We start from the raw sequence: 21,722 nt of genomic DNA on the forward strand, positions 1-21,722 counted from the left end.
AAATCGCGATAGTGTCGGTTCCCCGCCTCAGCAGGAAAGGGACGCCGGTTCATCGAAAGGACTCACCCTCCAGCATCGAAATACCAGAATGGTCGAGGCATCAAGTGAGGCACCAAATGACCCTTCGAATCTCCGGGAAAAGCATCAGTGTCGGCGAGGCGCTTCGTTCGCGCGTCAGCGAGCGCACCGATGAGGTCCTGAGAAAATATTTCGACGGCAACTATTCCGGTCACATCACGCTGAGCAAGGACGGCTTCGGCTTCCGCACCGATTGCGCGCTGCACCTGGATTCCGGGATCACGCTCGAGGCCGATTCCAACGCCACCGATGCCTATGCCAGCGCCGATCAGGCGCTGCTGATGATCGAGAAGCGCCTGCGCCGCTACAAGAGCCGGCTGAAGGACCGTTCGGCCCGCAAGACCTATGCTGCCAATGCGGCGCTGGCGGAGATCGACACCCCGGTGCTCGATGCGCCGAGCTATGTGATCGAGGCGCCGGCCGAGGGCGACGAGGAGGTTACGTCCTATAGCCCGGTCATCATTGCCGAAGCGACCACGTCGCTGAAGCGGCTCTCGGTCAGCGAGGCGGTCATGGAACTGGACCTGACGGGGGCCGCCTGCATCGTGTTCCAGCATGGGTCCAGCGGCCGGGTGAACATCATTTACCGCCGGACGGACGGCAATGTCGGCTGGGTCGATCCCCCCTCGGTTACCCCATGAGATATATGGCTAACCGCATTGACGCCCCCGACCGCCCTCCCTATGGTCCGCGGCCCCCAGCGATGGTAGTGCAGGAACCCGCATCCGGGAGTTGGCACCGGCCAAGCGTTGGAGTAGAAGCCCAGCAAATCGGGACCCGGGCTAAGCCCGCCTCCCGTCTCATCTTCTTGATGCCCCGGTTCTACAACCTATCTCGCAACCTGACGGTTTAATTCACCTCGGAACGCCCAATGACGATTACCGATCTGGTCGCACCCGAGGCGATTCTCCCCGCTTTGAAGGTCATCAGCAAGAAGCAGGCGCTGCAGGAACTGGCGGCGCGCGCCTCCGCCTTGACCGGCCAGAACGAACGCTCGGTGTTCGAGGTGCTGTTGCAGCGGGAGAAACTGGGCACCACTGCCGTCGGCTACGGCGTCGCCATTCCGCACGGCAAACTGCCGAAACTGGAAAAGCTGTTCGGGTTTTTTGCCCGGCTGGAACGCCCGATCGATTTCGAGGCGATGGACGGCCAGCCGGTCGACCTGATCTTCCTGCTGCTCGCGCCGGAAGGCGCCGGCGCCGATCACCTGAAGGCGCTGGCGCGAATCGCGCGCCTGTTGCGCGACCAGGACGTCGCCAAGAAGCTGCGCGCCTCCCGCGACGCCCAGGCGATCTATTCGGTGCTCGCCCTGCCGCCGGCAAGCGCGGCCTAGAGCCGCTCCCCGAGTTCCCTGGGGAGGCTCCACGCGCTGAACCCAAGCTGGTTAAACGCAATTTTAAGCTAAATAGCAGTTATTTCGTGCGCGCGATTTTTTCCGCGCCCGGAGAACATTGCCATGACGCTGCGGCTGACGATTTCGCGCGCGATATTGATTTTTGGATTGGTCACCGCATTGGGTCTCGGTGCCGTGATTGCCACCAGCGTTTACGGGCTGTCGCAGCTCAAGGTCGGTGGCCCCCTCTACAACCAGCTCAAGCTCGGCAACGACCTCATCGCCGACATTCTGCCTCCGCCGGAATACGTCATCGAAGCCTATCTCGAGTCGACCCTCGTGCTGCACGATCCGGCGCAGCTTTCGGCGCATCGCGACAGGCTTGCACAGCTCAAGAAGGAATATGACGAGCGGTGGGATTTCTGGGTCAAGTCCGATCTCGATCCGGTGCTCAAGGCCAAGCTGGTGGAGAAATCCGACAGCGAGGTGCGCCGCTTCTGGACCGCGATCCAGGACGGTCTGCTGCCCGCACTCGCCAAGGGCGACAGCGCCGCGGCGACGAAATCCTATGCTGAAATCACCGCGCGCTATACTGCGCACCGCGCCATCATCGACGACATCGTCAAGCAGACCAACGACCAGAACGCAGCGACGGAAGTCGCGGCGACGGGACGCGTCAGCACCTTCACGTGGGTCCTGTGGGGTGTTTCTGCGGTGGTGTTTCTTATCATCGGTGCGGGCATCTTCGGCGTGGCATTCGGCGTCATTCGCCCGATCGCTGCAATGACCGACGTGATGAAGGGGCTTGCCGGCGGCGACCTCAATGTCTCGGTCCCGGCGCTCAGCCGCGGCGATGAAGTCGGCGCCATGGCGCGTGCGGTCCAGGTCTTCAAGGACAACGCGCTCCGCGTTCAGTCGATGGAACAGGAGCAGGCCGGCCTGAAGCTGAAGGCGGAAGGCGACCGCAAAGCCGCGATGCTGCAGATGGCCGACGGCTTCGATTCCGCGATCGGAAAGATCATCCAGACCGTATCAACCGCTTCCTCCGAACTCGAATCATCGGCCGGACAGCTGACCAAGACCGCCGAAGTGACCCAGGTGCTCTCGGCAACGGTCGCCTCCGCATCGGAGCAGTCCTCGGCCAACGCGCAATCCGCTGCCGCGGCCGCGGAAGAGATGGCCTCATCGGTGTCGGAGATCAGCCGCCAGGTCCAGGATTCGCACAAGATTTCGCGCGAAGCGGTGAGCCAGGTCGAGCAGACCAATGCACGCATCGCCGATCTCGCCCAGTCCGCCAGCCGGATCGGTGAAGTGGTCAAGATGATCAGCGCGGTCGCCGAGCAGACCAATTTGCTGGCGCTGAACGCTACGATCGAGGCGGCGCGCGCCGGCGAGGCGGGACGGGGATTTGCCGTCGTCGCATCCGAGGTCAAGGCGCTTGCCGCGCAGACGGCGAAAGCGACCGAGGAAATCTCAGAGCAGATCGGCCAGATGCAATCGGCGACCAATCAGTCGGTGTCGGCGATCCAGGAAATCGGCGGCACGATCGGCCGCATTGCGGAAATCTCTCAGGCGATCGCGGCAGCCGTGGAAGAGCAGGGCGCCACGACCCAGGAAATCTCGCGCAACGTGCAGCAGGCCGCGCAGGGAGCTACCCAGGTCGCGGGCAGCATCACCAACGTCAACCGCGGCGCGACCGATACCGGCGCGGCATCGACGCATGTGCATGGGCTGGCCCGGTCGCTGCTCGGACAGAGCAATCATCTCAAGGGTGAGGTGGAGAAATTCCTCTCGACCGTGCGCGCGGCGTGAGACGAGGCTGGCGCCTCATGAAGCAAGCTTGAATCAATGTGATCCGTCACCCTGAGGTGGCCGTGCGCAGCACGGACCTCGAAGGGCGACGGCCACGGGCCGCTCATCCTTCGAGGCTCACTTCGCTCGCACCTCCAGCGACAACGGCGAAGCCGTTGCGCGGGGATGATGGAGACAGTGCGAGCACGTTGCTTCGACCTAGCGCTCGGGCGGCGTGCGCGACAGGTAACGAACCGTTCGGCTGCCGCCATGGACGCTGGCGGTGCCGACCTCGACAAAACCCAGCGCCGCATGAAACGCATCGGATGCCGGGTTTGGAGGTGTCTTGTTGACCTCGCAGACAATGCGGTCGTGTCCGGCGCGAACGGCGTGTTCGAACAGGTCGTCATAGAGCCGTCGCGCGCAACCGCGTCCGCGCGCCGATGGCGCGACCACGATGCGGTCGACATACACAAAGCGCGGATAGCGGGCGCGGAACCAGATGAAATTCGGGCTGTCGTATCGGGCGTCCTGATCGAACGCGAGCAGGAAGGCGTCTAGCCGGCCAATCCGTCTTGCCAGGAACGCTTCGCCGATCAGGTATTCGAGCCGTTCCGCCTCCAGCCAAGACAGCTCCTGCGCATGTGCGTTGTTGAGCGCCAGAAGGGCCTTTCCGAGCGCCTCGTCCCGCAACATGTCGGCCGCATCAACCGATCTCGGCTCTGAATCATTCATCGATCTCCGTGCCCGATTGGAGACTAGAGCGGGATGACTCTTCTTCGAATCGTCATCCCGCTCTATCTCTTTGATTTGAGCATGATCTTTTCGGAAAACCGGTGCCCACTTTTCCGGATCATGCTCTCTGCATCTCCGTATCCAAAGCAGGGTGCGTCCTGAAGCGCAAAAAAATACGCGAGCCGATCCCGAGGATCGTGCCCGCGTATGATGAACTCTCGTTGCGGCCTCAATCGACCGTCAAATCAGCAACTGCAGCGCTGATGAAGCAGCAAACGCCGCGTCAGTGACAGCAGCAAGTGCTGCGTCAGTGACAGCAGCAAGTGCTGCGTCAGTGCACGCTGACGGCCTGAAGCTCATTGCTCCATGCGTTGGCGACCGCCGCTTCACGGCTGTCGGTCAGCATGATCGGGGTGCCGTCGGCGGCATGCAGCGCGAACAGTTTCAGCCCTGGCGCGATTTTCGGCGCCTGCGGAAACAGCCCCGGCACATCCTCGGAACGGACCTGCTTCACGTAGGCGATGTGGCCTTCACCAAGATGGGCCAATGCCTCGACGGAAACTTTTTCGGGTTCGAAGGTCACACTCACGTCACTCATGGTCTCGACTCCTCTGTAAGATTAAGCGGTCGAGTCCGCTCCTTGTTCCATTATTCGTGCTCATTGATAGCAATTGTCTTAACGACCCTTTCAGGCTCCGGCCTGGCAAGGTCTATCGACAACAGCCCGTTTTTCAGATCCGCGCCCAGCACGTGCATCCCCTCCGCCAGCACGAAGGTGCGCTGGAAGTGGCGCGCGGCGATGCCGCGATGGATGTATTGCCGGGCCTTGTCGTCCTGCTGGCGGCCCCGGATCACGAGCTGGTTTTCCTCAATGGTCACATCGAGTTGGTCGCGGGTAAAACCCGCCACCGCCAACGTGATGCGCAGGCGTTCGGGTTGGCCGTTGGCACGGTCACACCGCTCGATGTTGTAGGGAGGATAACCGTCGGCGCCTTTGACGACGCGATCGAGCGCACGCTCGATTTCGTCGAACCCAAGCAGGAACGGACTGGATAACGAAGGAACACGAGACATTACAAAGTCCTCTCGAAGCGACTTTGAGGGGCCCTTGCGGCGCCCCATTCAACCGGCCGGCCGACTTGCCGTCCGGTCAAGGAACAATATGGGGTGATTCGGGGTGGGTTCAAGCGCCTCTGAAAGCTGCGTAAATCGGCCGCGGCGGGTTACAAAACCGTCATTCCGGGGCGGCGCGAAGCGTCGAACCCGGAATCTCGAGATTCCGGGTCTGGTCCTTCGGACCATCCCGGAATGACCGAATCATCCACCGACCCGCTTACGGCCATCGGCGGTAAAAAGATGCAGCCTGTCGCTGGCGGCAACGGCTCTGATTCGCTCACCGATCGCCGGGCCAACGGCGCCGGGAATCCGCACGATCACCTCGCCGGGCGGCAGTTCACCTGGGGTGGCGGCGACGCCCTGCATCTCCTGCTGCCTGGTGCCGTAGATAAAAGTTTCGGCACCGACGCGCTCGATCGCCTCGACCGTGAGGCCGAGCGCCACGCCGCCGGAAACCGTTTCGTTCGTGATGACGAAATCCTCCGGGCGAATGCCGAGGATGCCGGCCTCGCTGATTCTGCTATCGCCGGCCAATTGCGATTTCAGTTCATCGGAGCGCAACGGCATCAGATTCATCGGCGGCGCGCCGATGAAGGAGGCGACGAAGGTGGTCGCCGGCTTCTGGTAGATATCGAGCGGATTGCCGATCTGCTCGACCTGGCCGCCGTTCATGACCACCAGAATATCGGCCAGCGTCATCGCCTCGAGCTGATCATGGGTGACGTAGATCGATGTCGTGGAGAGGCGGCGCTGCAATTTCCGGATCTCGACCCGCATCGCGATGCGCAGCTTGGCATCGAGGTTCGATAGCGGTTCGTCGAACAGAAACACCTTTGGCTGCCGCACGATGGCGCGGCCCATCGCCACGCGCTGGCGCTGGCCGCCGGACAACTGCCGCGGCTTGCGCTCCAGCATGGCGCCTAGTTCGAGAATGCGCGCGGCTTCCTGCACGCGCGTCTTGATCTCGGGTTCGGCCATGCCGCGGTTGCGCAGGCCGTAGGCCATGTTGTTGAAGACGGTCATATGCGGGTAGAGCGCATAGTTCTGGAACACCATCGCGATATCGCGATCGGCCGGCTCGATCTGGTTGACGACGCGTCCGCCGATGTCGATCTCGCCGCCGGTGATGGTCTCCAGGCCTGCGACCATGCGCAGCAGCGTGGACTTGCCGCAGCCGGAGGGGCCGACCAGCACGCAGAACTGGCCGTCGCCGACGTCGAAATCGATGCCCTTGATGGCTTCGAAGCCACCGGCATAGGTCTTGCGGACGTTACGGAGCGTGACGTTGGCCATGAATACCTTATTTCTCCGTCTCGACCAGGCCGCGTACGAACAGCCGCTGCATGAACACCACCACCGCGACCGGCGGCAGCATCGCGAGAATGGCGGTGGCCATCGCGAGCTGCCATTCGGCCAGCTCGTCGGTCGTGTACAGCATCTTCTTGATGCCGGTGACGATGGTCTGCATCGAATCCTGCGTGGTGATCAAAAGAGGCCACAGATACTGATTCCAGCCATAGATGAACTGGATCACGAACAGCGCGGCGATGGTCGTGATCGACAGCGGCAGCAGCGTATCCCAGAAGAAACGGAACGGGCCGGCGCCGTCGATCCGCGACGCTTCCAGGAGTTCTTCGGGGATGGTCATGAAGAACTGCCGGAACAGCAATGTCCCCGTGGCGGATGCGATCAGCGGCATGATCAGCCCGGCATAGGTGTCGAGCATCTTCAGGTCGGCGATCACCTTGTAAGTCGGATAGATGCGGACCTCGACCGGCAGCATCAGCGTGACGAAGATGATCCAGAACGCGGTCTTGCGGAAGGGAAAGCGGAAATACACCACGGCGTAGGCCGACAGGATCGAGATGAAGATCTTGCCGATCGCGATGCCGATCGCCGAGATGAACGAGTTCATCAGCATCTGCCCGACCGGCTCGCGGATGGCGCGCGAACCGCCGACGATGATGGCGCGGTAGTAGTTGTCCAGCATATGGCCGCCCGGCGTCAGCGGCATGTTGCCGCCGACCACGGTGGCGGCGTCATGGGTGGAAGCGATAAGCGCCAGATAGACCGGAAAGGCGACGACGAAGATGCCGAGCGTCAGGATCGTGTAGGCGATAATGTCGCTGAGCGGGCGGTGCTCGACCATCAGTACTGCACCTTGCGCTCGACATATTTGAACTGGACCGCGGTCAGCGCGATCACGATCACCATCAGCACCACCGATTGCGCGGCCGAGCCGCCGAGATCGCCTCCCAGGCGCCCGTCTGCAAACACCTTGTAGACCATCGTGGTGGTGGCGCCGGCCGGGCCGCCGCCGGTCACGGCATCGATGATGCCGAATGTGTCGAAGAAGACGTAGACGATATTGACAACCAAAAGGAAGAACGTGGTCGGCGACAGCAGCGGAAAGGTGATGGTCCAGAACCGCCGCATCGGGCCCGCGCCGTCGATCGCGCCGGCTTCCAGCACGCTCTTGGGGATCGATTGCAGGCCCGCCAGGAAGAACAGGAAATTGTAGGAAATCTGTTTCCACACCGCCGCCATCACCACCAGGGTCATGGCGTGGTTGCCGTTCAACATTGGATTCCAGTCGAAATTCATCCAGCGCAGCGGCCGCGCCAGGGTCCCGAGGGTCGGATGGAACATGAAGATCCACAACACGCCGGCGACCGCGGGCGCCACCGCATAGGGCCAGATCATCAGCGTCTTGTAGGCACCGGCGGCTTTCAGGTTCTTGTCGGCCTGGGTCGCAAACAGCAAGGCAATCGAAAGCGACAATGCGGCGACCAGCGAGGAGAAGATCACCGTCGTCAGCATCGCTTTGTAATAGCCGGGATCGGCGAACAGGCCCTGGTAATTTTCCAGCCCGACAAATTCGGAATTAAGTCCGAACGCGTCCTCGCGCAGAAAGGATTGCCAGACCGCCTGGCTCGCCGGCCAATAGAAGAAAACGAATGTGATGATGAGCTGCGGCACGAGCAGCAAATAGGGCAGCAGCCTGTTGTTGAAGACGACCGACTTTTCCATCTAGGGCGCTTTACAGCCTTCCGCGCTTAGGTGGCAGACCGGCTCCCCTTCCGGCGCGGAGGGGGAGCCAATGCCGATTGTCTACTTTGCCGTCTTTTCGAACGTTCGCAACATCGCATTGCCTTTGGCGACGGCATCATCAAGCGCCTGCTGCGCGGTTTTTTGTCCGGCGAGGGCCGCTTCGATCTGCTCGGCCCAGACGTCGCGCATCTGCACCATGTTGCCGAAGCGCAGGCCGCGCGAATTCTCGGTCGGCTCCTTGTTGGTGAGCTCCTTTAGCGGAGTCTCCGGTACCGGGTTTTTCTGGTAGAAACCGTCGGCCTTGGTCTTCTCATAGGCAGCCTTGGTGATCGGCAGATAGCCGGATTCCTGGTGCAGCCTGGCCTGACGGTTGGTGTCGGACAGGAAGGTGAAGAATTTCGCCACGCCCTTGTATTCATCGGGCTTCTTGCCACCCATCACCCACAGCGATGCACCGCCGATAATCGAGTTCTGCGGTGCGCCCGCGACATCCGGATAATAGGGCATCGGTGCCGAGGTGAAGTCGAACTTGGCGGTGCTCTTGGCGGTGGCGTAGTAGCCCGACGAGGTCAGGAAGATTGCGCATTCGCCCGAAGCGAAGCGGGCTTCGCTCTTATTTTCTCGGCCGGAATAATCGTAGGTCTTGTCCTTCTGCAGGTCGATCAGGTTCTGCAAATGCTTCACATGTAGCGGCGAGTTGAAGGTCAGAACCGTGTCGAAACCATCGAGGCCGTTGGCCTTGGTTCCGATCGGCACGTTGTGCCATGCCGAAAATTGTTCGATGTGCGCCCACGTTGCCCAGGCATTGGAGAAGCCGCAGGTCTCGTGTCCGGCGGCCTTAAGCTTCTTCGCGGCAGCAAACACTTCCGGCCAGGTTTTTGGAATTTCGGCCACACCTGCCTTCTTCAATTCGTCCTTGTTGATCCACATCACCATCGACGAGGAATTGAAGGGGAACGACAGCATGTCGCCCTTGGCGGTCGAGTAGTAGCCGGTGATGGTCGGCAGATAGGCCTTGGGGTCGAATGGTTCGTTGGCATCCTTCATCAACTGGTAGACCGGCTTGATGGCGCCGGTGGCGCTCATCATGGTGGCGGTGCCGACTTCGAACACCTGAATGATGTGCGGCGCGGTGCCGGCGCGGAACGCGGCGATGCCGGCATTCATGGTGTCGGGATAGCTGCCCTTGAAGGTCGGAACAACCTTGTAGTCGGACTGGCTGGCGTTGAATTCCTCGGCGAGCTTGTTGACGATGTCGTTGTTGCCGCCGGTCATGGCGTGCCACCACTGGATCTCGGTCACAGCATGGGCAGGCGTGGCGAGCGCCAGCGCAACAGTCACTGCCGCCGCTGCGCCGAATTGTCGAAGTGCCATGGAATTCCTCCGGGTTGGGGTCGTCACCTTCGTTTCGCGCGATAACAGCGCCGGATGACGTGCAAATGACCGTATAAGCGAAAGGATGGTATCGGGGAAGCGGGCTTGGAGGGAAGCCGGAAAATAGGCGAAGGCCGCGTTGTCGTCCCTGCCTAGTGCGCAATTGCGCACGGGAGCAGGGACCCATAACCACAGGGGGCTGTGATAGCAGCAAGGCGACTGCTACAGCGCAGAAAAACAGAGCCGCGGCGTATGGGCCCCTGCTGTCGCAGGGGCGACCAAAGGTTACCGCTTGCGTTCGGCGCCGCAGACCGCGCCCTTGGCGACCAGCGCCTCGATCTCGCTCTTGGAATAGCCGAACTCGCCCAGCACCTCCGATGTGTGCTGGCTGAATTTCGGCGGCGTCCGGCGCAGGCTCGGCTTGGTCCGCTCGAGCCGGATCGGGGAGGCGACGCCCTTGTACCAATCCTTCTCAATGATATCGCCGCGATGCAACGTATGCGGATTGGTCAGCGCCTGGTCGATCTTCTGTACCGGGCCTGCGGGCAGTCCTGCCGCCAGCAGGCGATTACAGAGCGGCTCAGCCTCATGCTGGCTGAACACGGCGGCAAGCTCGGCGCGCAGCGCGTCGCGGTTGGCGATGCGGTCCTTGTTGCGGGCAAAGCGCGGATCGGTGCCGAGTTCGGACTTGCCGATCTCCTTGGCGAGCTTGCGGAAGGTGCCGTCATTGCCGACGCCGATGAAGATGTTGTCAGTCTTGGTCGGAAAGATCGCGTAGGGCACGAGATTGGGATGCTCATTGCCGGTCAGGCCCGGCGGCTTGCCATGCATGAAATAATTCGCGGTGTGCGGATGCATGATCGCAAGGCCGGTTTCATACAGCGTCGTTTCGAGAAACTGCCCCAAACCAGAACGCTGCCGCTCCGACAGCGCCATCAAAATGCCGATCGCCGCATACAGCCCGGTGGTGATGTCGACCAGGGGTACGCCGATCCGCATCGGACCGCTTTCCGGCGAGCCGGTCGCCGCGATCATGCCGGTCATGGCCTGGATGATGGCGTCATAGCCGGGATTGCCGCCGCGCGGGCCGTCCGCGCCGAAGCCGGAAATCCGGCAATGCACGAGCTTTGGGAATTTTTCGCGCAACGCGTCGTTGCCGATGCCCCATTTGTCGAGCGTGCCCGGCTTGAAATTCTCGATCAGGACGTCGGCCGTCTCCAGCATCTTCAAGAGCACGGCGCGCCCGCCTTCGGAGGCGAGGTCGAGTCCGATCGAGCGCTTGTTGCGGTTGATGCCGACGAAATAGGCCGCGTCTTCCTCGTGGAACGGAGGGCCCCAGTCGCGCACTTCGTCGCCGGCAGGCGGTTCGACCTTGATGACGTCGGCGCCGTGGTCGGCGAGGATTTGCGTGCAGTAAGGGCCGCCGAGCACGCGCGTGAGATCGACGACGCGCAGGCCGGTCATTGCACCGGGAGCGGCTACAGAACTCATGGGATAAGAACCTTCGCTCAAGGAGAAAATCGAAGTCTTGAGCTAGCGGTCTTCAGGCGCGGCGGCAATGGCGTCTCGCGCACAGGCGCATGACGTGGCGGCCATAGCAAACTCTCGGAAAATTCCGTGAGGCGTGCGAATGGCCCGCCGACATCAGCGGCGGGCCACTCGGGCGTCATCTCATACAACCGCCGGTCGTTACACGACCGTCAGGCGCACATCCACATTGCCGCGAGTGGCGTTGGAGTACGGGCACACCTGGTGCGCTTTCGCGACAAGGGCTTCCGCTTCCGCCTTGGGAACACCGGGCAGTGAGACGGCGAGGTCGATATCGAGGCCAAAGCCGCCCTCCGAACGCGGGCCGATGCCGACGGTGGAGGTGACGGTGGCGTCCGCGGGCACCTTCGGACCGCCCTGCGAAGCGACAAATTTCATCGCGCCGATGAAGCAGGCGGCATACCCGGCCGCAAACAGCTGTTCGGGATTGTTGCCGGCGCCACCGCCGCCGCCGAGTTCTTTCGGGGTCGCGAGCTTGACGTCGAGTGCGCCGTCGAGGGTCGCGGCGGTGCCGTCACGGCCACCGGTGGCCTTGGCGCTGGTCTTGTAGAGCACGTTCACAGACATATCGGTCTCCCTTGGGTTTGCCGTTTCGATGAAAGATATACTGCACGCAATTAGATTGTGCGCAATATAAATTATTGCAGGCTGCGCGATTTAATTGTATGCAATTGAAATCAAGCGCTTAGCCACCATATCAGTGTCTGGGCGCGGCTCGTTGACGAGGACGTGATGGCCAGGAAATCTTCAGCGGACTTTCCGCTCCGGCTCGACAATCAAATTTGCTTCGCGGTGTATTCGACCGCGCACGCGTTCAACCGCGTCTACAAGCCGCTGCTCGACAAACTCGGTCTGACCTATCCGCAATATCTCGTCATGCTGGTACTGTGGGAGCGCGACGGCGTACCGGTGAAGGACATCGGTGAGCGCCTGTTCCTGGATTCCGGCACGCTGACGCCGCTGCTCAAGCGGCTGGAGACAGCCGAACTCATCAAGCGCACCCGCAGCACCGAGGACGAACGGCAGGTGCTGATTGCGCTGACGTCCAAGGGCGAGACGCTGCGGGAGAAAGCGAGAGCGGTGCCGCAATCGATTCTCGCGGCGTCAGCCTGCTCGGTCGGCGAACTCGTGGCGATGAAGAACGAGATCGTCGCACTTCGCGATCGGTTGAATGCGGTGTTGGGGGAGTAGGGGGGCTGATGCCCCGTGCGGAGGCTCAGAAATGCTTCTTCGCAAATGCCCTGCCGGAGCCTGACTTTAGGTATTTCTCGAATGCACGGGCGCATTTCTCGTCGCTGAATGCGATGTAGGTCCTTAACCGCCAAGGTCCATATTTCGAAGTATGAGGAACTTCCCCCGCATTATGCTTCGTTAAGCGGGCGCGTAGATCTTCCGTGATGCCGACATAGAAGTGCTCGGAATCGAGACTCTCCAAGATGTAGACGTATTTCATGTGACTACCTGCGTTGGGGAAAAACCGCAGGATATCGCGTTTCTGGTCTGAGAGAGCCCGCCCAGCTATAGATCGCGAATTGAGTACTGCAGATAGAGCCCGCCGTCGCCCTTCGGGCTATGGCGTGGCAGCCTTCGCTCACTTCGCTACGAAGGACTTCCCGGGCCTGCCCAGCCGAAGCTCGCGAAGCGAGCGAAGGCTGGTGGAGCCAGGCGGGATCGAACCGCCGACCTCTTGCATGCCATGCAAGCGCTCTCCCAGCTGAGCTATGGCCCCGTCACAGTCAGGGCACGGTCTCTTCCGACCATGCTCCCGCAAGCCTTGGGCGACTTGCGGGGGAGACCCAGAACACAGTTCTGGGCCGATCTCAAGTCTCTTCGTCGCCTCCGACATCACCGATGATGTCGGTGACGTCCTCATCGCCCTCTTCCTCGTCGGGAATGAAGGTGGAATCGTCGTCGTCATCGCCTTCGATGGTCTCGTCGATCTCGATGTCGTCTTCCGATTCGGGAACAACAGCCTTGACCTTGCCGGTGTTCTCCTCGGCGTCGGCTTCCTCGAGCGAGACCAACTCTTCGGCCTCGGCGGCTTCCGGCATATCGGCAGCGGCGGTGGCCGAAGCGGCAGCCGCGGCGCGTGCGGCATCGCCACGGGCGGCCCGCGGTGGCGCAATCGGCGCAATCGGCACGACCTCGCCGGTGTAGGGCGAGATCACCGGGTTCTTGTTCAGATCGTAGAATTTCTTACCCGTCGTCGGGCAAATGCGTTTGGTTCCGAGATCGGATTTGGCCACGTGTGGATCCTGGGAAATTCTGAAAAACGGTGCTTCACTTGGCTAGTTGAGAGGCCGGTGTCAATAGCGGTTTATCGCATTTGACGGCCGCGTGACGCCGTGGGGGCCATGTGGTACTGCCGCCCTCGCAGAGGACCCCAATCTTGACCCATTCAACCACCCAAACCCCGCTGGAATCACGCACAAGCGGCCCTTTGAGCGGCAAAGTTCGCGTTCCCGGCGACAAGTCGATTTCGCACCGTGCCCTCATCCTGGGGGCGCTTTCGGTCGGTGAAACCAGGATTTCCGGCCTGCTCGAGGGCGAAGACGTCCTCAACACCGCAAAATCGATGCAGGCGCTAGGCGCTAGGGTCGAGCGGACGGGGCCGTTTGCCTGGAAGGTCGCCGGCGTGGGGGTAGCGGGTTTTGCGGAGCCAGGTTCCCCGCTCGATTTCGGCAATTCCGGTACCGGCTGCCGGTTGGTGATGGGGGCGGTCGCGGGGTGCCCGATCACGGCCGTGTTCGACGGCGACGCCTCGCTGCGGTCCCGCCCGATGCGCCGGATCCTCGATCCGCTGGAACTGATGGGGGCCAAAGCCGGTGAGTGCAAGGAAGGTGGCCGCCTGCCGCTGACGCTGCACGGCGCCCGCGATCCCGTGCCGATCCTCTACCGGACTCCCGTGGCCTCGGCCCAGATCAAGTCGGCGGTGCTGCTGGCGGGACTTGCCGCGCCGGGCGTTACCACGGTCATCGAACAGGAAGCCAGCCGCGACCACACCGAGCTGATGCTGAAACATTTCGGCGCCGAGATCGTCTCCGTCAATGAAGGCATCCACGGCCGCAAGATCGCGCTCACGGGCCAGCCCGAGCTGCATGGCGCTGATGTCGTGGTGCCCGCCGATCCGTCCTCGGCCGCATTCCCGATCGTGGCGGCGCTGATTGTAGATGGCTCCGACGTGACTTTTTCCGACGTCATGACCAATCCGCTGCGCACCGGCCTGTTCACGACGCTGCGCGAAATGGGCGCGTCCATCGAAGAAAGCGAAGTCCGCGGCGATGCCGGCGAACCGATGGCCCGCTTGCGCGTGCGCGCCTCCAAACTGCGCGGCGTCGAGGTGCCGCCGGAGCGCGCGCCCTCGATGATCGACGAATATCTGGTGCTGGCGGTGGCAGCCTCCTTCGCCGAAGGCACCACCATCATGCGCGGCCTGCAGGAGCTGCGCGTCAAGGAATCCGACCGGCTGGAGGCGACTGCCGCCATGCTGCGCTCCACCATGCGCGTCAACGGCGTCAAGGTCGAGATCGCGGGCGACGATCTGATCGTCGAGGGCCGCGGCCATGTGCCCGGCGGCGGCCTTGTCGCCACCCACATGGATCACCGCATCGCGATGTCCGCGCTGGTGATGGGGCTCGCTGCCGACAAGCCGGTCAAGGTCGACGACACCGCCTTCATCGCCACCAGCTTTCCGGATTTCCTCCCGATGATGCGCTCGCTGGGGGCTGAGTTCTCATGAGGCGGGCGCGATGAGTGCAACCTTCGACCGCGACGCGCTCCTCGACGCCTTTGACAGGATTGGACGCGCGGCGGTCGACGCCGGAACGAAGCTGCAAATCGCCGTGTATGGTGGGTCCGCGCTGATGCTGGCGAGCAATTTTCGGTTTGCAACGGAAGACGTCGACGTATCCAAACTCGACCATCCGCTGCCAGACTGGTTGGCAACCGTTGTGCAAGAACTCGCCGACCAGAACCATTGGCAGAAGGACTGGTTCAACGACGGAGTGGCGTTTCACCTCAGCCCGCTCGCAGGCAGTGCCGCCGACCATCTTGAGTTCGGGACTTTTCCTCGCGATGGTACGCCGGCAGGGCTCGTGGTTTCGGTTCCGTCGGCAGAGTATTTGCTAGCGCTTAAATTGAAGGCGTTCAGGATCATGGATCCGATTCGCGGCGAAACCGAGCGGTTGGACATACTGAATTTGATGCGCGTTGTCGGGATATCGACGGTGGACGAAGCCATCGCCCTGCTGGGTCGATATTTCCCCCTCAGCGCCGCCTCTTCGGAGAAGCAACAGTTCTTGCTGAGGCACATGAATCGCGAGGGAGTGGCCGATGCGCCCGAATACCCTCGCTGAAGCCGTCCAAACCATTCAGGCCGGTTCGGCGCGCGAAACGGTATTGGCCGAATTCGTGGATAGTTTCGACTCAGCGCAAACCGATCAGGATCGCTACGCGTCGATCGAGGAAGAGCCGGAACTGACTGGTGACGACCAGCTCGACGCCCTCGTGGGTGCTATCGCCGAATATCTGGCCAAGCAGCGCAGATTGGGGCGAGTTCCGCATTGGGTCTGCGATCCTGCGCGCCGTCTGGAAAAGCCCTGGTTTACGGTGACGAGTCCGTCCGATTCCATGCGCGAATATCTGACCTTCAGCAGTCCTGCCGAATTTGCGTCGCGCAACATTTTTACCGAAGAGCGACCGTTACGGCGTGCACGCGGCCCGCATCCGTCAGAGCAATAGAGCACGCGCCCGCGCGGCTCAGGAGGGCGCGAGCCCGAGGCTGGTCACCGCCTCGAGCCAGATCGGCGATTCTTCCTTGTAGAGTTTCTGCGTCTGCTCGAACGTCATCGCGGTATCGTCGACGCCGAATGATTTCATGAGCTGCAGCACCTTCTCGTTCTTGCCGCCGGCGACCAGGAGTTTTGACAGCTTTTGAATGACGGCTGCCGGCGTGCCCATCGGCACCGCGCAGCACTGGAAGCCGGTCAGCTTGAAAATGGGCGATGTCGTGCCCTGCTCGGCAAAAGAAGGAACGTCGGGCAAGGTCGACATGCGCTTGCGCGAGACAGCGACCGGACGGCCGCGGCCGCTTTGTAACACGGACAACGCCGCGGAATAGCTGCCGTGGGCGCCGTCGATAAATCCGCCGGCGAGATCGGTCCACATCGGGGCTTCGCCGCATAGTGCACGGCTTCCATCCTGAGACCATACTGCTTGTTCATTTCGGCGACCGCCATGTGCGCGTATGAGCCGGCGCCATAGGCCAGTCGGTCTGCGCGTGGGCCGAGGACCCGATCAGGGGGATCGCCGAGGTGGCCGCGGCGCTGCCGATAAAACGACGTCGTGAAATGGCGCTCATCGTATCCCTCCGGCCGGTGCTATTTCTGCAGATCCTTGGATGGAATTCCGGGCAGGTCTCAGAATAGGGACGGTCGACGGCCTGGGCGAGGAACATTTGGACGCACCTGCGTCTCCACGGCCTTGACCACATGGCCGCTCTGTCGCACATGGCTCTGATGATCATCGCCATCGACGGACCGGCGGCATCCGGCAAGGGCACGCTCGGCAAACGCCTCGCCCACCATTACGGCTATCGCCATCTCGACACCGGCGTGATCTATCGCGCGGTCGCGAAAGCGCTGCTGGATGAGGGGTTTGACCTCACCGACGAGGCGCGGGCGGTGGCGGTTGCCATGGAGCTCGATCCCGAAAGGTTCGGCCATCCCGAGTTGAAGACGCAGCGCATCGGCGATGCCGCCTCTGTCGTGTCGGCAATACCCAGCGTGCGCGAGGCGCTGGTCAATTTTCAGCGCCAGTTCGCGGCCGATCCGCCGGGCGCCGTGCTCGACGGGCGCGACATCGGAACCGTGATCTGCCCGAATGCCGATGTGAAGATTTTCGTGGTCGCCGACCCGCATGTGCGTGCCCGCCGCCGCACGCTGGAGGCGCTGGCGCGCGGCGAAGCCGCCGACGAGGCGCTGGTTCTGGCCGATATTCTCAAGCGCGATGAACGGGACAAGAACCGCGCAGCCGCCCCCCTGAAGGCCGCCGAGGACGCCCATATCCTGGATAATTCCAATCTCGACATCGAAGGCGGCGTTCGCGCCGCCATTGCGATCGTCGAGGCGGTCCGCGCCGGGCGGGGAAGCTCTCGCTAGTTGGGTCCGAAACGCGTGTCAGTTCTTGGAGCGTGCGCGATCGAAGGGCAATTGCTGTTCGGCCATCATGACGGGCTTCGATTTGGCAGCGGCAATCGCCTTGTCGGTCGCAAAGGCACCCGGCTTGCCGGCAACGGCCGTGGCGACGGTAAAGGCGGCGATGGCGGTCAGAGCAATCAGGCTCTTCATGGGGGCACCCCTGTTTTTGGACGGCGCCATCGTATGAGGCCGCGATTAAGGTCGGGTTCCAGCCCACCCAAGGCCCGCGGACCTTTCGCGTCATGCGGTCAATAAGGCGTTGAAAGCGCGGGACCATGGTTAGCGTCCGTCAGCCTTAAGGGCCCGTAAATCGGGCATTTCCGGCTTGCCGAAAATGGCCCTTGGGGCTATATCCACGCCCATCCGGGCCGCCATCGATAAGATCAGGGCTGTCCGAGCGGGCCGGCGGGAGGTTTGAACCCCTGCTGTCATTGGAGGAAAGCCCGCTCCAGGTTCTTGAAGTCGATACGCTCGTTTCAGGCTCCGGATAAATCAAACGTACCGAACGTGCAGGCATGCTGCCGGCCCGCTTTTGCGCCTCCCGCAAACAGCGGTCGTTGGGATTTGCGGACCCCGACACTTCACGCGCGATACGCCCCTTAACCCGAATGGCCGGCAATACCGCATCTGGAGAACATATGGCTTCGACTGCTGCTTCTTATAATCCTACCCGTGACGATTTCGCTGCAATGCTGGACGAGTCCTTCGCCGGCGGCAATCTGCAGGAAAGCTCCGTCATCAAGGGCAAGGTAGTTGCAATTGAAAAGGACATGGCCGTCATCGACGTCGGCCTGAAGACCGAAGGCCGCGTGGCGCTGCGCGAATTCGCCGGCCCCGGCCGCGAAAGCGATCTCAAGGTTGGCGACGAGGTCGAGGTGTTCCTCGATCGGATCGAAAATGCGCTCGGCGAAGCCGTGCTGTCGCGCGACAAGGCGCGCCGCGAGGAAAGCTGGGGCAAGCTCGAGAAGGCCTTCAACAACAACGAGAAGGTTCACGGCGTCATCTTCAACCAGGTCAAGGGCGGCTTCACCGTCGACCTCGACGGCGCTGTCGCCTTCCTGCCGCGCTCGCAGGTCGACATCCGCCCGATCCGCGACGTTGCGCCGCTGATGAACAACTCGCAGCCGTTCCAGATCCTCAAGATGGATCGCCGCCGCGGCAACATCGTGGTGTCGCGCCGCACGGTTCTTGAAGAGACCCGCGCCGAGCAGCGCCAGGAACTGGTGCAGAACCTCGAAGAAGGTCAGGTGATCGACGGCGTGGTCAAGAACATCACCGATTACGGTGCGTTCGTTGATCTCGGCGGCATCGACGGCCTGCTTCACGTCACCGATATCGCCTGGCGCCGGGTCAACCACCCGACCGAGGTGCTCACCATCGGCCAGACCGTGAAGGTCAAGATCATCAAGATCAACCACGAGACCCACCGCATTTCGCTCGGCATGAAGCAGTTGCTGGACGATCCGTGGCAGGGCATCGAGGCGAAGTATCCGCTGAACGCGCGCTTCACCGGCCGCGTCACCAACATCACCGACTACGGCGCGTTCGTCGAACTGGAGCCGGGTATCGAAGGCCTGATCCACGTCTCGGAAATGTCGTGGACCAAGAAGAACATGCACCCCGGCAAGATCGTTTCGACCTCGCAGGAAGTCGAAGTGCAGGTCCTGGAAGTCGATTCGGTCAAGCGCCGCATCTCGCTCGGCCTCAAGCAGACCATGCGCAACCCCTGGGAAGTCTTCGTCGAGAAGTTCCCGGTCGGTTCGACCGTCGAAGGCGAAGTCAAGAACAAGACCGAGTTCGGTCTGTTCCTCGGTCTCGACGGCGACGTCGACGGCATGGTCCATCTGTCCGACCTCGACTGGAAGCTTCCGGGCGAGCAGGTCATCGACAACTTCAAGAAGGGCGACATGGTCAAGGCCGTGGTGCTCGACGTCGATGTCGAAAAGGAGCGCATCTCGCTCGGCGTCAAGCAGCTCGAAGGCGACCCCTTCGCAGAACCTGGCGACGTCAAGAAGGGCGCGGTCGTGACCTGCGAAGTGCTCGAAGTGAAGGAAGCCGGCATCGAGGTGAAGATCTCGGGCACCGACTTCACCACCTTCATCAAGCGCTCCGAACTCGCCCGTGACCGCAACGATCAGCGCGCCGAACGTTTCGCCGTCGGCGAGAAGGTCGATGCCCGCGTGATCCAGTTCGACAAGAAGGCCCGCAAGGTGCAGGTCTCGATCAAGGCGCTGGAAGTTGCCGAAGAGAAGGAAGCCATCGCGCAATACGGCTCCTCTGATTCGGGAGCGACGCTGGGCGACATTCTCGGCACCGCGCTCAAGAACCGAGACAAGTAAGCGCTTAGCTTATCTGTCTGTGACATCAGGCCCCGGTTTCGACCGGGGCCTTTTTTCGTTTGAGCCGTCATCCCGGCGGCGCCCGTAGCCCGGATTTCGCTTCGCTCCATCCGGGCTACAATTGCAGGGGTCTTGTTTTCTTCATATTGCACCGCAATTGATATAATCAGGTAACGCTTAGCTCACGCTGCGAGCGCAAAACGCGCTGATTATTTCAGGAGAAATTCGATGTCGCTCGATTCGGACGTGATCGTCGATCGCCGCAGGATCCGCCGCAAGCTGACCTTCTGGCGTGTCGCGGCTGGCCTGGTTGCCATCGCGGCGATCGTCACCGTCGGCGCGATCGCGACAAAGATCGGGCCGGCTGCGCTCTCGGCATCGGGATCGATCGCGCGGGTCAACATCGAAGGCCTGATCCGCAGCGACCAGCAACGGGTCGAGGCGCTGGAGCGGCTGGAGAAATCGAGCCACGTCGCCGTCATCGTCCACATCAACTCGCCGGGCGGCACCACGGCCGGCTCCGAGCAGCTCTATGATTCGCTGGTGCGCGTGAAGGCCAAGAAGCCGCTGGTGGTGGTGGTCGAGGGGCTGGCCGCGTCGGGCGGTTACATCACGGCGATCGCAGCCGATCATATCGTCGCCCGCCAGAGCTCGCTGGTCGGCTCGATCGGCGTGCTGTTCCAGTTTCCGAATTTCACTGACCTGATGAAGACCGTGGGCGTCAAGGTCGAGGAGGTGAAATCCTCGCCGTTGAAGGCTGCGCCCAACGGTTTCGAGCCGACCAGCCCGGAGGCGCGCGCCGCGCTCGACGCGCTGGTGAAGGATTCCTATGCCTGGTTCCGCGGCCTGGTGAAGGAGCGGCGCGGCATGGACGACGCGCTACTCGAAAAGGTTGCGGACGGACGGGTCTTCACTGGTCGTCAGGCGGTCGAATTGAAGCTTATCGATCAGCTTGGTGATGAAAAAGCAGCCATTGCCTGGCTGGTTGCCGAAAAGAAGATCAAGAGCGATCTGCCAGTGCGCGATTACAAGCTGACCCCGCAGTTCGGCGACCTGACGTTCCTGCGCGCGGCGGCTTCTGTCACGTTCGATGCGCTCGGCCTGAGTTCCATCGCGCGCCAGATCGAGCAGGCCGGCGTTGCCCAGGCGGTCGATCAGCTCTCGCTTGGCGGCATGTTGGCGTTGTGGCGCCCCGCAGCCACCAACTGAGCCGCACCGGCTGCGGTTCGTCACATTCTCCCGCACTGCGGGTGTCGTCACAAACCCCCTCCGGGTCGTTTGTCACGTGCTTTCGCGCTGCCCAAAAGTGATTTAGCGACTTGACAGTGCAAGGCATTTTCACGGAAATGGTTATCCGCACGGTCCCGGATCCCAACTTCGATGATCAAATCCGAACTTGTTCAGCGCATCGCCGAGCACAACCCGCACCTCTACCAGCGGGATGTGGAGAACATTGTGAATGCGATCCTCGATGAGATCGTCGCTGCGCTAGCGCGCGGCGACCGTGTCGAGCTGCGCGGTTTCGGCGCTTTCTCGGTCAAGCATCGCCCGGCGCGCGCGGGGCGCAATCCACGCACCGGCGCGCATGTGCCGGTCGACCAGAAGAGCGTGCCGTTCTTCAAGACCGGCAAGGAAATGCGCGAGCGGCTGAATCGCGAGGATGGCTCGCCCGAGGCCGGCGCGTAGGCGCTTTTCGAGTTTAACTAGATGTAGCCGTGTTGCAGGGTTTCATCCCCGCCTTTCTCCGATCACTACGAGCGGATGGTCATGCGAAAGTTCTTCACGGCGCTGGTCGTCATTCCCCTAGGGCTCATCTTTATCGTCTTCGCGGTCGCCAACCGCCATTTCGTGACGGTATCGTTCGATCCCTTCAATTCGACCGATCCGGCGATTGCGGTGTCGATGCCGCTATTCGCCGTAATCATTGCGGTGGCTATTCTGGGGGTGGCGGCGGGCGGCATGGCGACCTGGTTCCGCCAGCGCCACTGGCGCCGCGCGGCACGCCAGCATGAGGCGGATGCCCGCCGGGCGAGGGCTGAGACCGCCGATTTAAGGGCCGCAGCGGCGGTTTCCCGGGCCGATCAGCAGCGGCTTCCGGCGCCCTCCCAGTACGGCATCTACGGGGCTACAGGGCGAGACAAGCAGGGCGCGACGTTGTAG

At 62.1% G+C, this 21,722-nt stretch carries 25 protein-coding genes and 1 tRNA gene; 12 read left to right on the forward strand and 14 right to left on the reverse strand.

Going from position 1 to position 21,722, the window contains the following annotated elements:
• The first annotated feature begins 116 nt into the window (after positions 1–116).
• From hpf to V1283_RS38240, 3 genes are all read left to right on the forward strand, one after another.
• Positions 117–719, forward strand: coding sequence for a ribosome hibernation-promoting factor, HPF/YfiA family (gene hpf, locus V1283_RS38230; RefSeq protein ID WP_334391738.1), 603 nt, complete (start codon positions 117–119; stop codon positions 717–719).
• Positions 720–949: 230 nt separating this feature from the next.
• Positions 950–1,411, forward strand: a complete 462-nt coding sequence (ptsN, locus tag V1283_RS38235; protein ID WP_108512713.1) for a PTS IIA-like nitrogen regulatory protein PtsN — start codon at positions 950–952, stop codon at positions 1,409–1,411.
• 123 nt (positions 1,412–1,534) lie between these two features.
• Complete coding sequence (locus V1283_RS38240) at positions 1,535–3,223, forward strand: methyl-accepting chemotaxis protein (RefSeq protein ID WP_334391739.1); 1,689 nt, start codon at positions 1,535–1,537, stop codon at positions 3,221–3,223.
• Between the two features lie 198 nt (positions 3,224–3,421).
• Here V1283_RS38240 and V1283_RS38245 read toward each other — a convergent pair whose 3' ends face one another.
• From V1283_RS38245 to V1283_RS38285, 9 genes are all read right to left on the reverse strand, one after another.
• Positions 3,422–3,898, reverse strand: a complete 477-nt coding sequence (locus V1283_RS38245; protein ID WP_334393328.1) for a GNAT family N-acetyltransferase — start codon at positions 3,896–3,898, stop codon at positions 3,422–3,424.
• A gap of 370 nt (positions 3,899–4,268) precedes the next feature.
• Complete coding sequence (locus V1283_RS38250; RefSeq protein WP_100415689.1) at positions 4,269–4,535, reverse strand: DUF1150 family protein; 267 nt, start codon at positions 4,533–4,535, stop codon at positions 4,269–4,271.
• A gap of 50 nt (positions 4,536–4,585) precedes the next feature.
• Positions 4,586–5,011, reverse strand: coding sequence for an Hsp20 family protein (locus tag V1283_RS38255; protein WP_027538067.1), 426 nt, complete (start codon positions 5,009–5,011; stop codon positions 4,586–4,588).
• A 243-nt stretch (positions 5,012–5,254) separates the two neighbouring features.
• Entirely contained in the window at positions 5,255–6,346 is a 1,092-nt protein-coding gene (locus tag V1283_RS38260; RefSeq protein WP_334391740.1) for a sn-glycerol-3-phosphate import ATP-binding protein UgpC, read from the reverse strand.
• A gap of 7 nt (positions 6,347–6,353) precedes the next feature.
• Entirely contained in the window at positions 6,354–7,202 is an 849-nt protein-coding gene (ugpE, locus tag V1283_RS38265; RefSeq protein WP_334391741.1) for a sn-glycerol-3-phosphate ABC transporter permease UgpE, read from the reverse strand.
• Positions 7,202–8,083, reverse strand: coding sequence for a sn-glycerol-3-phosphate ABC transporter permease UgpA (gene ugpA / locus V1283_RS38270; protein ID WP_334391742.1), 882 nt, complete (start codon positions 8,081–8,083; stop codon positions 7,202–7,204). Before ugpA ends, ugpE begins: the two co-directional genes overlap by 1 nt.
• A gap of 81 nt (positions 8,084–8,164) precedes the next feature.
• Positions 8,165–9,478 carry a sn-glycerol-3-phosphate ABC transporter substrate-binding protein UgpB gene (gene ugpB, locus V1283_RS38275; RefSeq protein ID WP_334391743.1) on the reverse strand — a complete coding sequence of 438 codons (1,314 nt, stop codon included), beginning with the start codon at positions 9,476–9,478 and terminating at the stop codon, positions 8,165–8,167.
• A gap of 285 nt (positions 9,479–9,763) precedes the next feature.
• Positions 9,764–10,969: a CaiB/BaiF CoA transferase family protein gene (locus V1283_RS38280; protein WP_334391745.1), complete on the reverse strand. Its 1,206-nt coding sequence runs from the start codon at positions 10,967–10,969 to the stop codon at positions 9,764–9,766.
• 198 nt (positions 10,970–11,167) lie between these two features.
• Positions 11,168–11,593 (reverse strand): organic hydroperoxide resistance protein, encoded by a 426-nt coding sequence (locus V1283_RS38285; protein WP_057837514.1) that lies wholly within the window; start codon positions 11,591–11,593, stop codon positions 11,168–11,170.
• 165 nt (positions 11,594–11,758) lie between these two features.
• Between V1283_RS38285 and V1283_RS38290 the strand changes: the two genes are divergently transcribed.
• Positions 11,759–12,217, forward strand: a complete 459-nt coding sequence (locus V1283_RS38290; RefSeq protein ID WP_334391746.1) for a MarR family winged helix-turn-helix transcriptional regulator — start codon at positions 11,759–11,761, stop codon at positions 12,215–12,217.
• Positions 12,218–12,242: 25 nt separating this feature from the next.
• On the opposite strand, the gene V1283_RS38295 is transcribed toward V1283_RS38290, so the two are convergent.
• From V1283_RS38295 to V1283_RS38305, 3 genes are all read right to left on the reverse strand, one after another.
• Entirely contained in the window at positions 12,243–12,479 is a 237-nt protein-coding gene (locus tag V1283_RS38295) for a GIY-YIG nuclease family protein (protein ID WP_334391747.1), read from the reverse strand.
• 200 nt (positions 12,480–12,679) lie between these two features.
• Positions 12,680–12,755, reverse strand: a tRNA-Ala gene (locus tag V1283_RS38300).
• A 91-nt stretch (positions 12,756–12,846) separates the two neighbouring features.
• Positions 12,847–13,272: a TIGR02300 family protein gene (locus V1283_RS38305; protein ID WP_214488112.1), complete on the reverse strand. Its 426-nt coding sequence runs from the start codon at positions 13,270–13,272 to the stop codon at positions 12,847–12,849.
• A 143-nt stretch (positions 13,273–13,415) separates the two neighbouring features.
• Between V1283_RS38305 and aroA the strand changes: the two genes are divergently transcribed.
• The 3 genes from aroA to V1283_RS38320 are packed head-to-tail and all read left to right on the forward strand — an operon-like array spanning position 13,416 to position 15,766.
• Positions 13,416–14,765, forward strand: coding sequence for a 3-phosphoshikimate 1-carboxyvinyltransferase (aroA, locus tag V1283_RS38310; protein WP_334391748.1), 1,350 nt, complete (start codon positions 13,416–13,418; stop codon positions 14,763–14,765).
• A gap of 10 nt (positions 14,766–14,775) precedes the next feature.
• Positions 14,776–15,381, forward strand: coding sequence for a hypothetical protein (locus tag V1283_RS38315; RefSeq protein ID WP_334391749.1), 606 nt, complete (start codon positions 14,776–14,778; stop codon positions 15,379–15,381).
• A gap of 43 nt (positions 15,382–15,424) precedes the next feature.
• Positions 15,425–15,766, forward strand: coding sequence for a hypothetical protein (locus V1283_RS38320; protein ID WP_334391750.1), 342 nt, complete (start codon positions 15,425–15,427; stop codon positions 15,764–15,766).
• An 18-nt stretch (positions 15,767–15,784) separates the two neighbouring features.
• Here the strand turns inward: V1283_RS38320 and V1283_RS38325 are convergent, their stop codons facing one another.
• Positions 15,785–16,192, reverse strand: a complete 408-nt coding sequence (locus V1283_RS38325) for a tripartite tricarboxylate transporter substrate-binding protein (RefSeq protein ID WP_334391751.1) — start codon at positions 16,190–16,192, stop codon at positions 15,785–15,787.
• A 350-nt stretch (positions 16,193–16,542) separates the two neighbouring features.
• Between V1283_RS38325 and cmk the strand changes: the two genes are divergently transcribed.
• On the forward strand, positions 16,543–17,184 hold the full coding sequence (gene cmk / locus V1283_RS38330) for a (d)CMP kinase (RefSeq protein ID WP_334393330.1): 642 nt from the start codon (positions 16,543–16,545) through the stop codon (positions 17,182–17,184).
• 18 nt (positions 17,185–17,202) lie between these two features.
• Here cmk and V1283_RS38335 read toward each other — a convergent pair whose 3' ends face one another.
• The gene (locus V1283_RS38335) at positions 17,203–17,373 is read right to left on the reverse strand and encodes a hypothetical protein (RefSeq protein WP_334391752.1); all 171 of its coding nucleotides are present in this window, start codon (positions 17,371–17,373) and stop codon (positions 17,203–17,205) included.
• A 458-nt stretch (positions 17,374–17,831) separates the two neighbouring features.
• Here V1283_RS38335 and rpsA point away from each other — a divergent pair, with 458 nt between their 5' ends.
• The 4 genes from rpsA to V1283_RS38355 all read left to right on the forward strand — a co-directional run bounded on the left by rpsA (position 17,832) and on the right by V1283_RS38355 (position 21,722).
• Positions 17,832–19,562, forward strand: coding sequence for a 30S ribosomal protein S1 (gene rpsA / locus V1283_RS38340; protein WP_108512700.1), 1,731 nt, complete (start codon positions 17,832–17,834; stop codon positions 19,560–19,562).
• Positions 19,563–19,790: 228 nt separating this feature from the next.
• Entirely contained in the window at positions 19,791–20,771 is a 981-nt protein-coding gene (sppA, locus tag V1283_RS38345; RefSeq protein ID WP_334391753.1) for a signal peptide peptidase SppA, read from the forward strand.
• Between the two features lie 171 nt (positions 20,772–20,942).
• Positions 20,943–21,248: an integration host factor subunit beta gene (locus tag V1283_RS38350; RefSeq protein WP_334391754.1), complete on the forward strand. Its 306-nt coding sequence runs from the start codon at positions 20,943–20,945 to the stop codon at positions 21,246–21,248.
• Positions 21,249–21,329: 81 nt separating this feature from the next.
• Positions 21,330–21,722 carry a LapA family protein gene (locus V1283_RS38355; protein ID WP_334391755.1) on the forward strand — a complete coding sequence of 131 codons (393 nt, stop codon included), beginning with the start codon at positions 21,330–21,332 and terminating at the stop codon, positions 21,720–21,722.

The sequence above is a fragment of the Bradyrhizobium sp. AZCC 2262 genome, from assembly GCF_036924535.1.
In the GTDB taxonomy this organism is placed as follows: Bacteria; Pseudomonadota; Alphaproteobacteria; order Rhizobiales; family Xanthobacteraceae; genus Bradyrhizobium.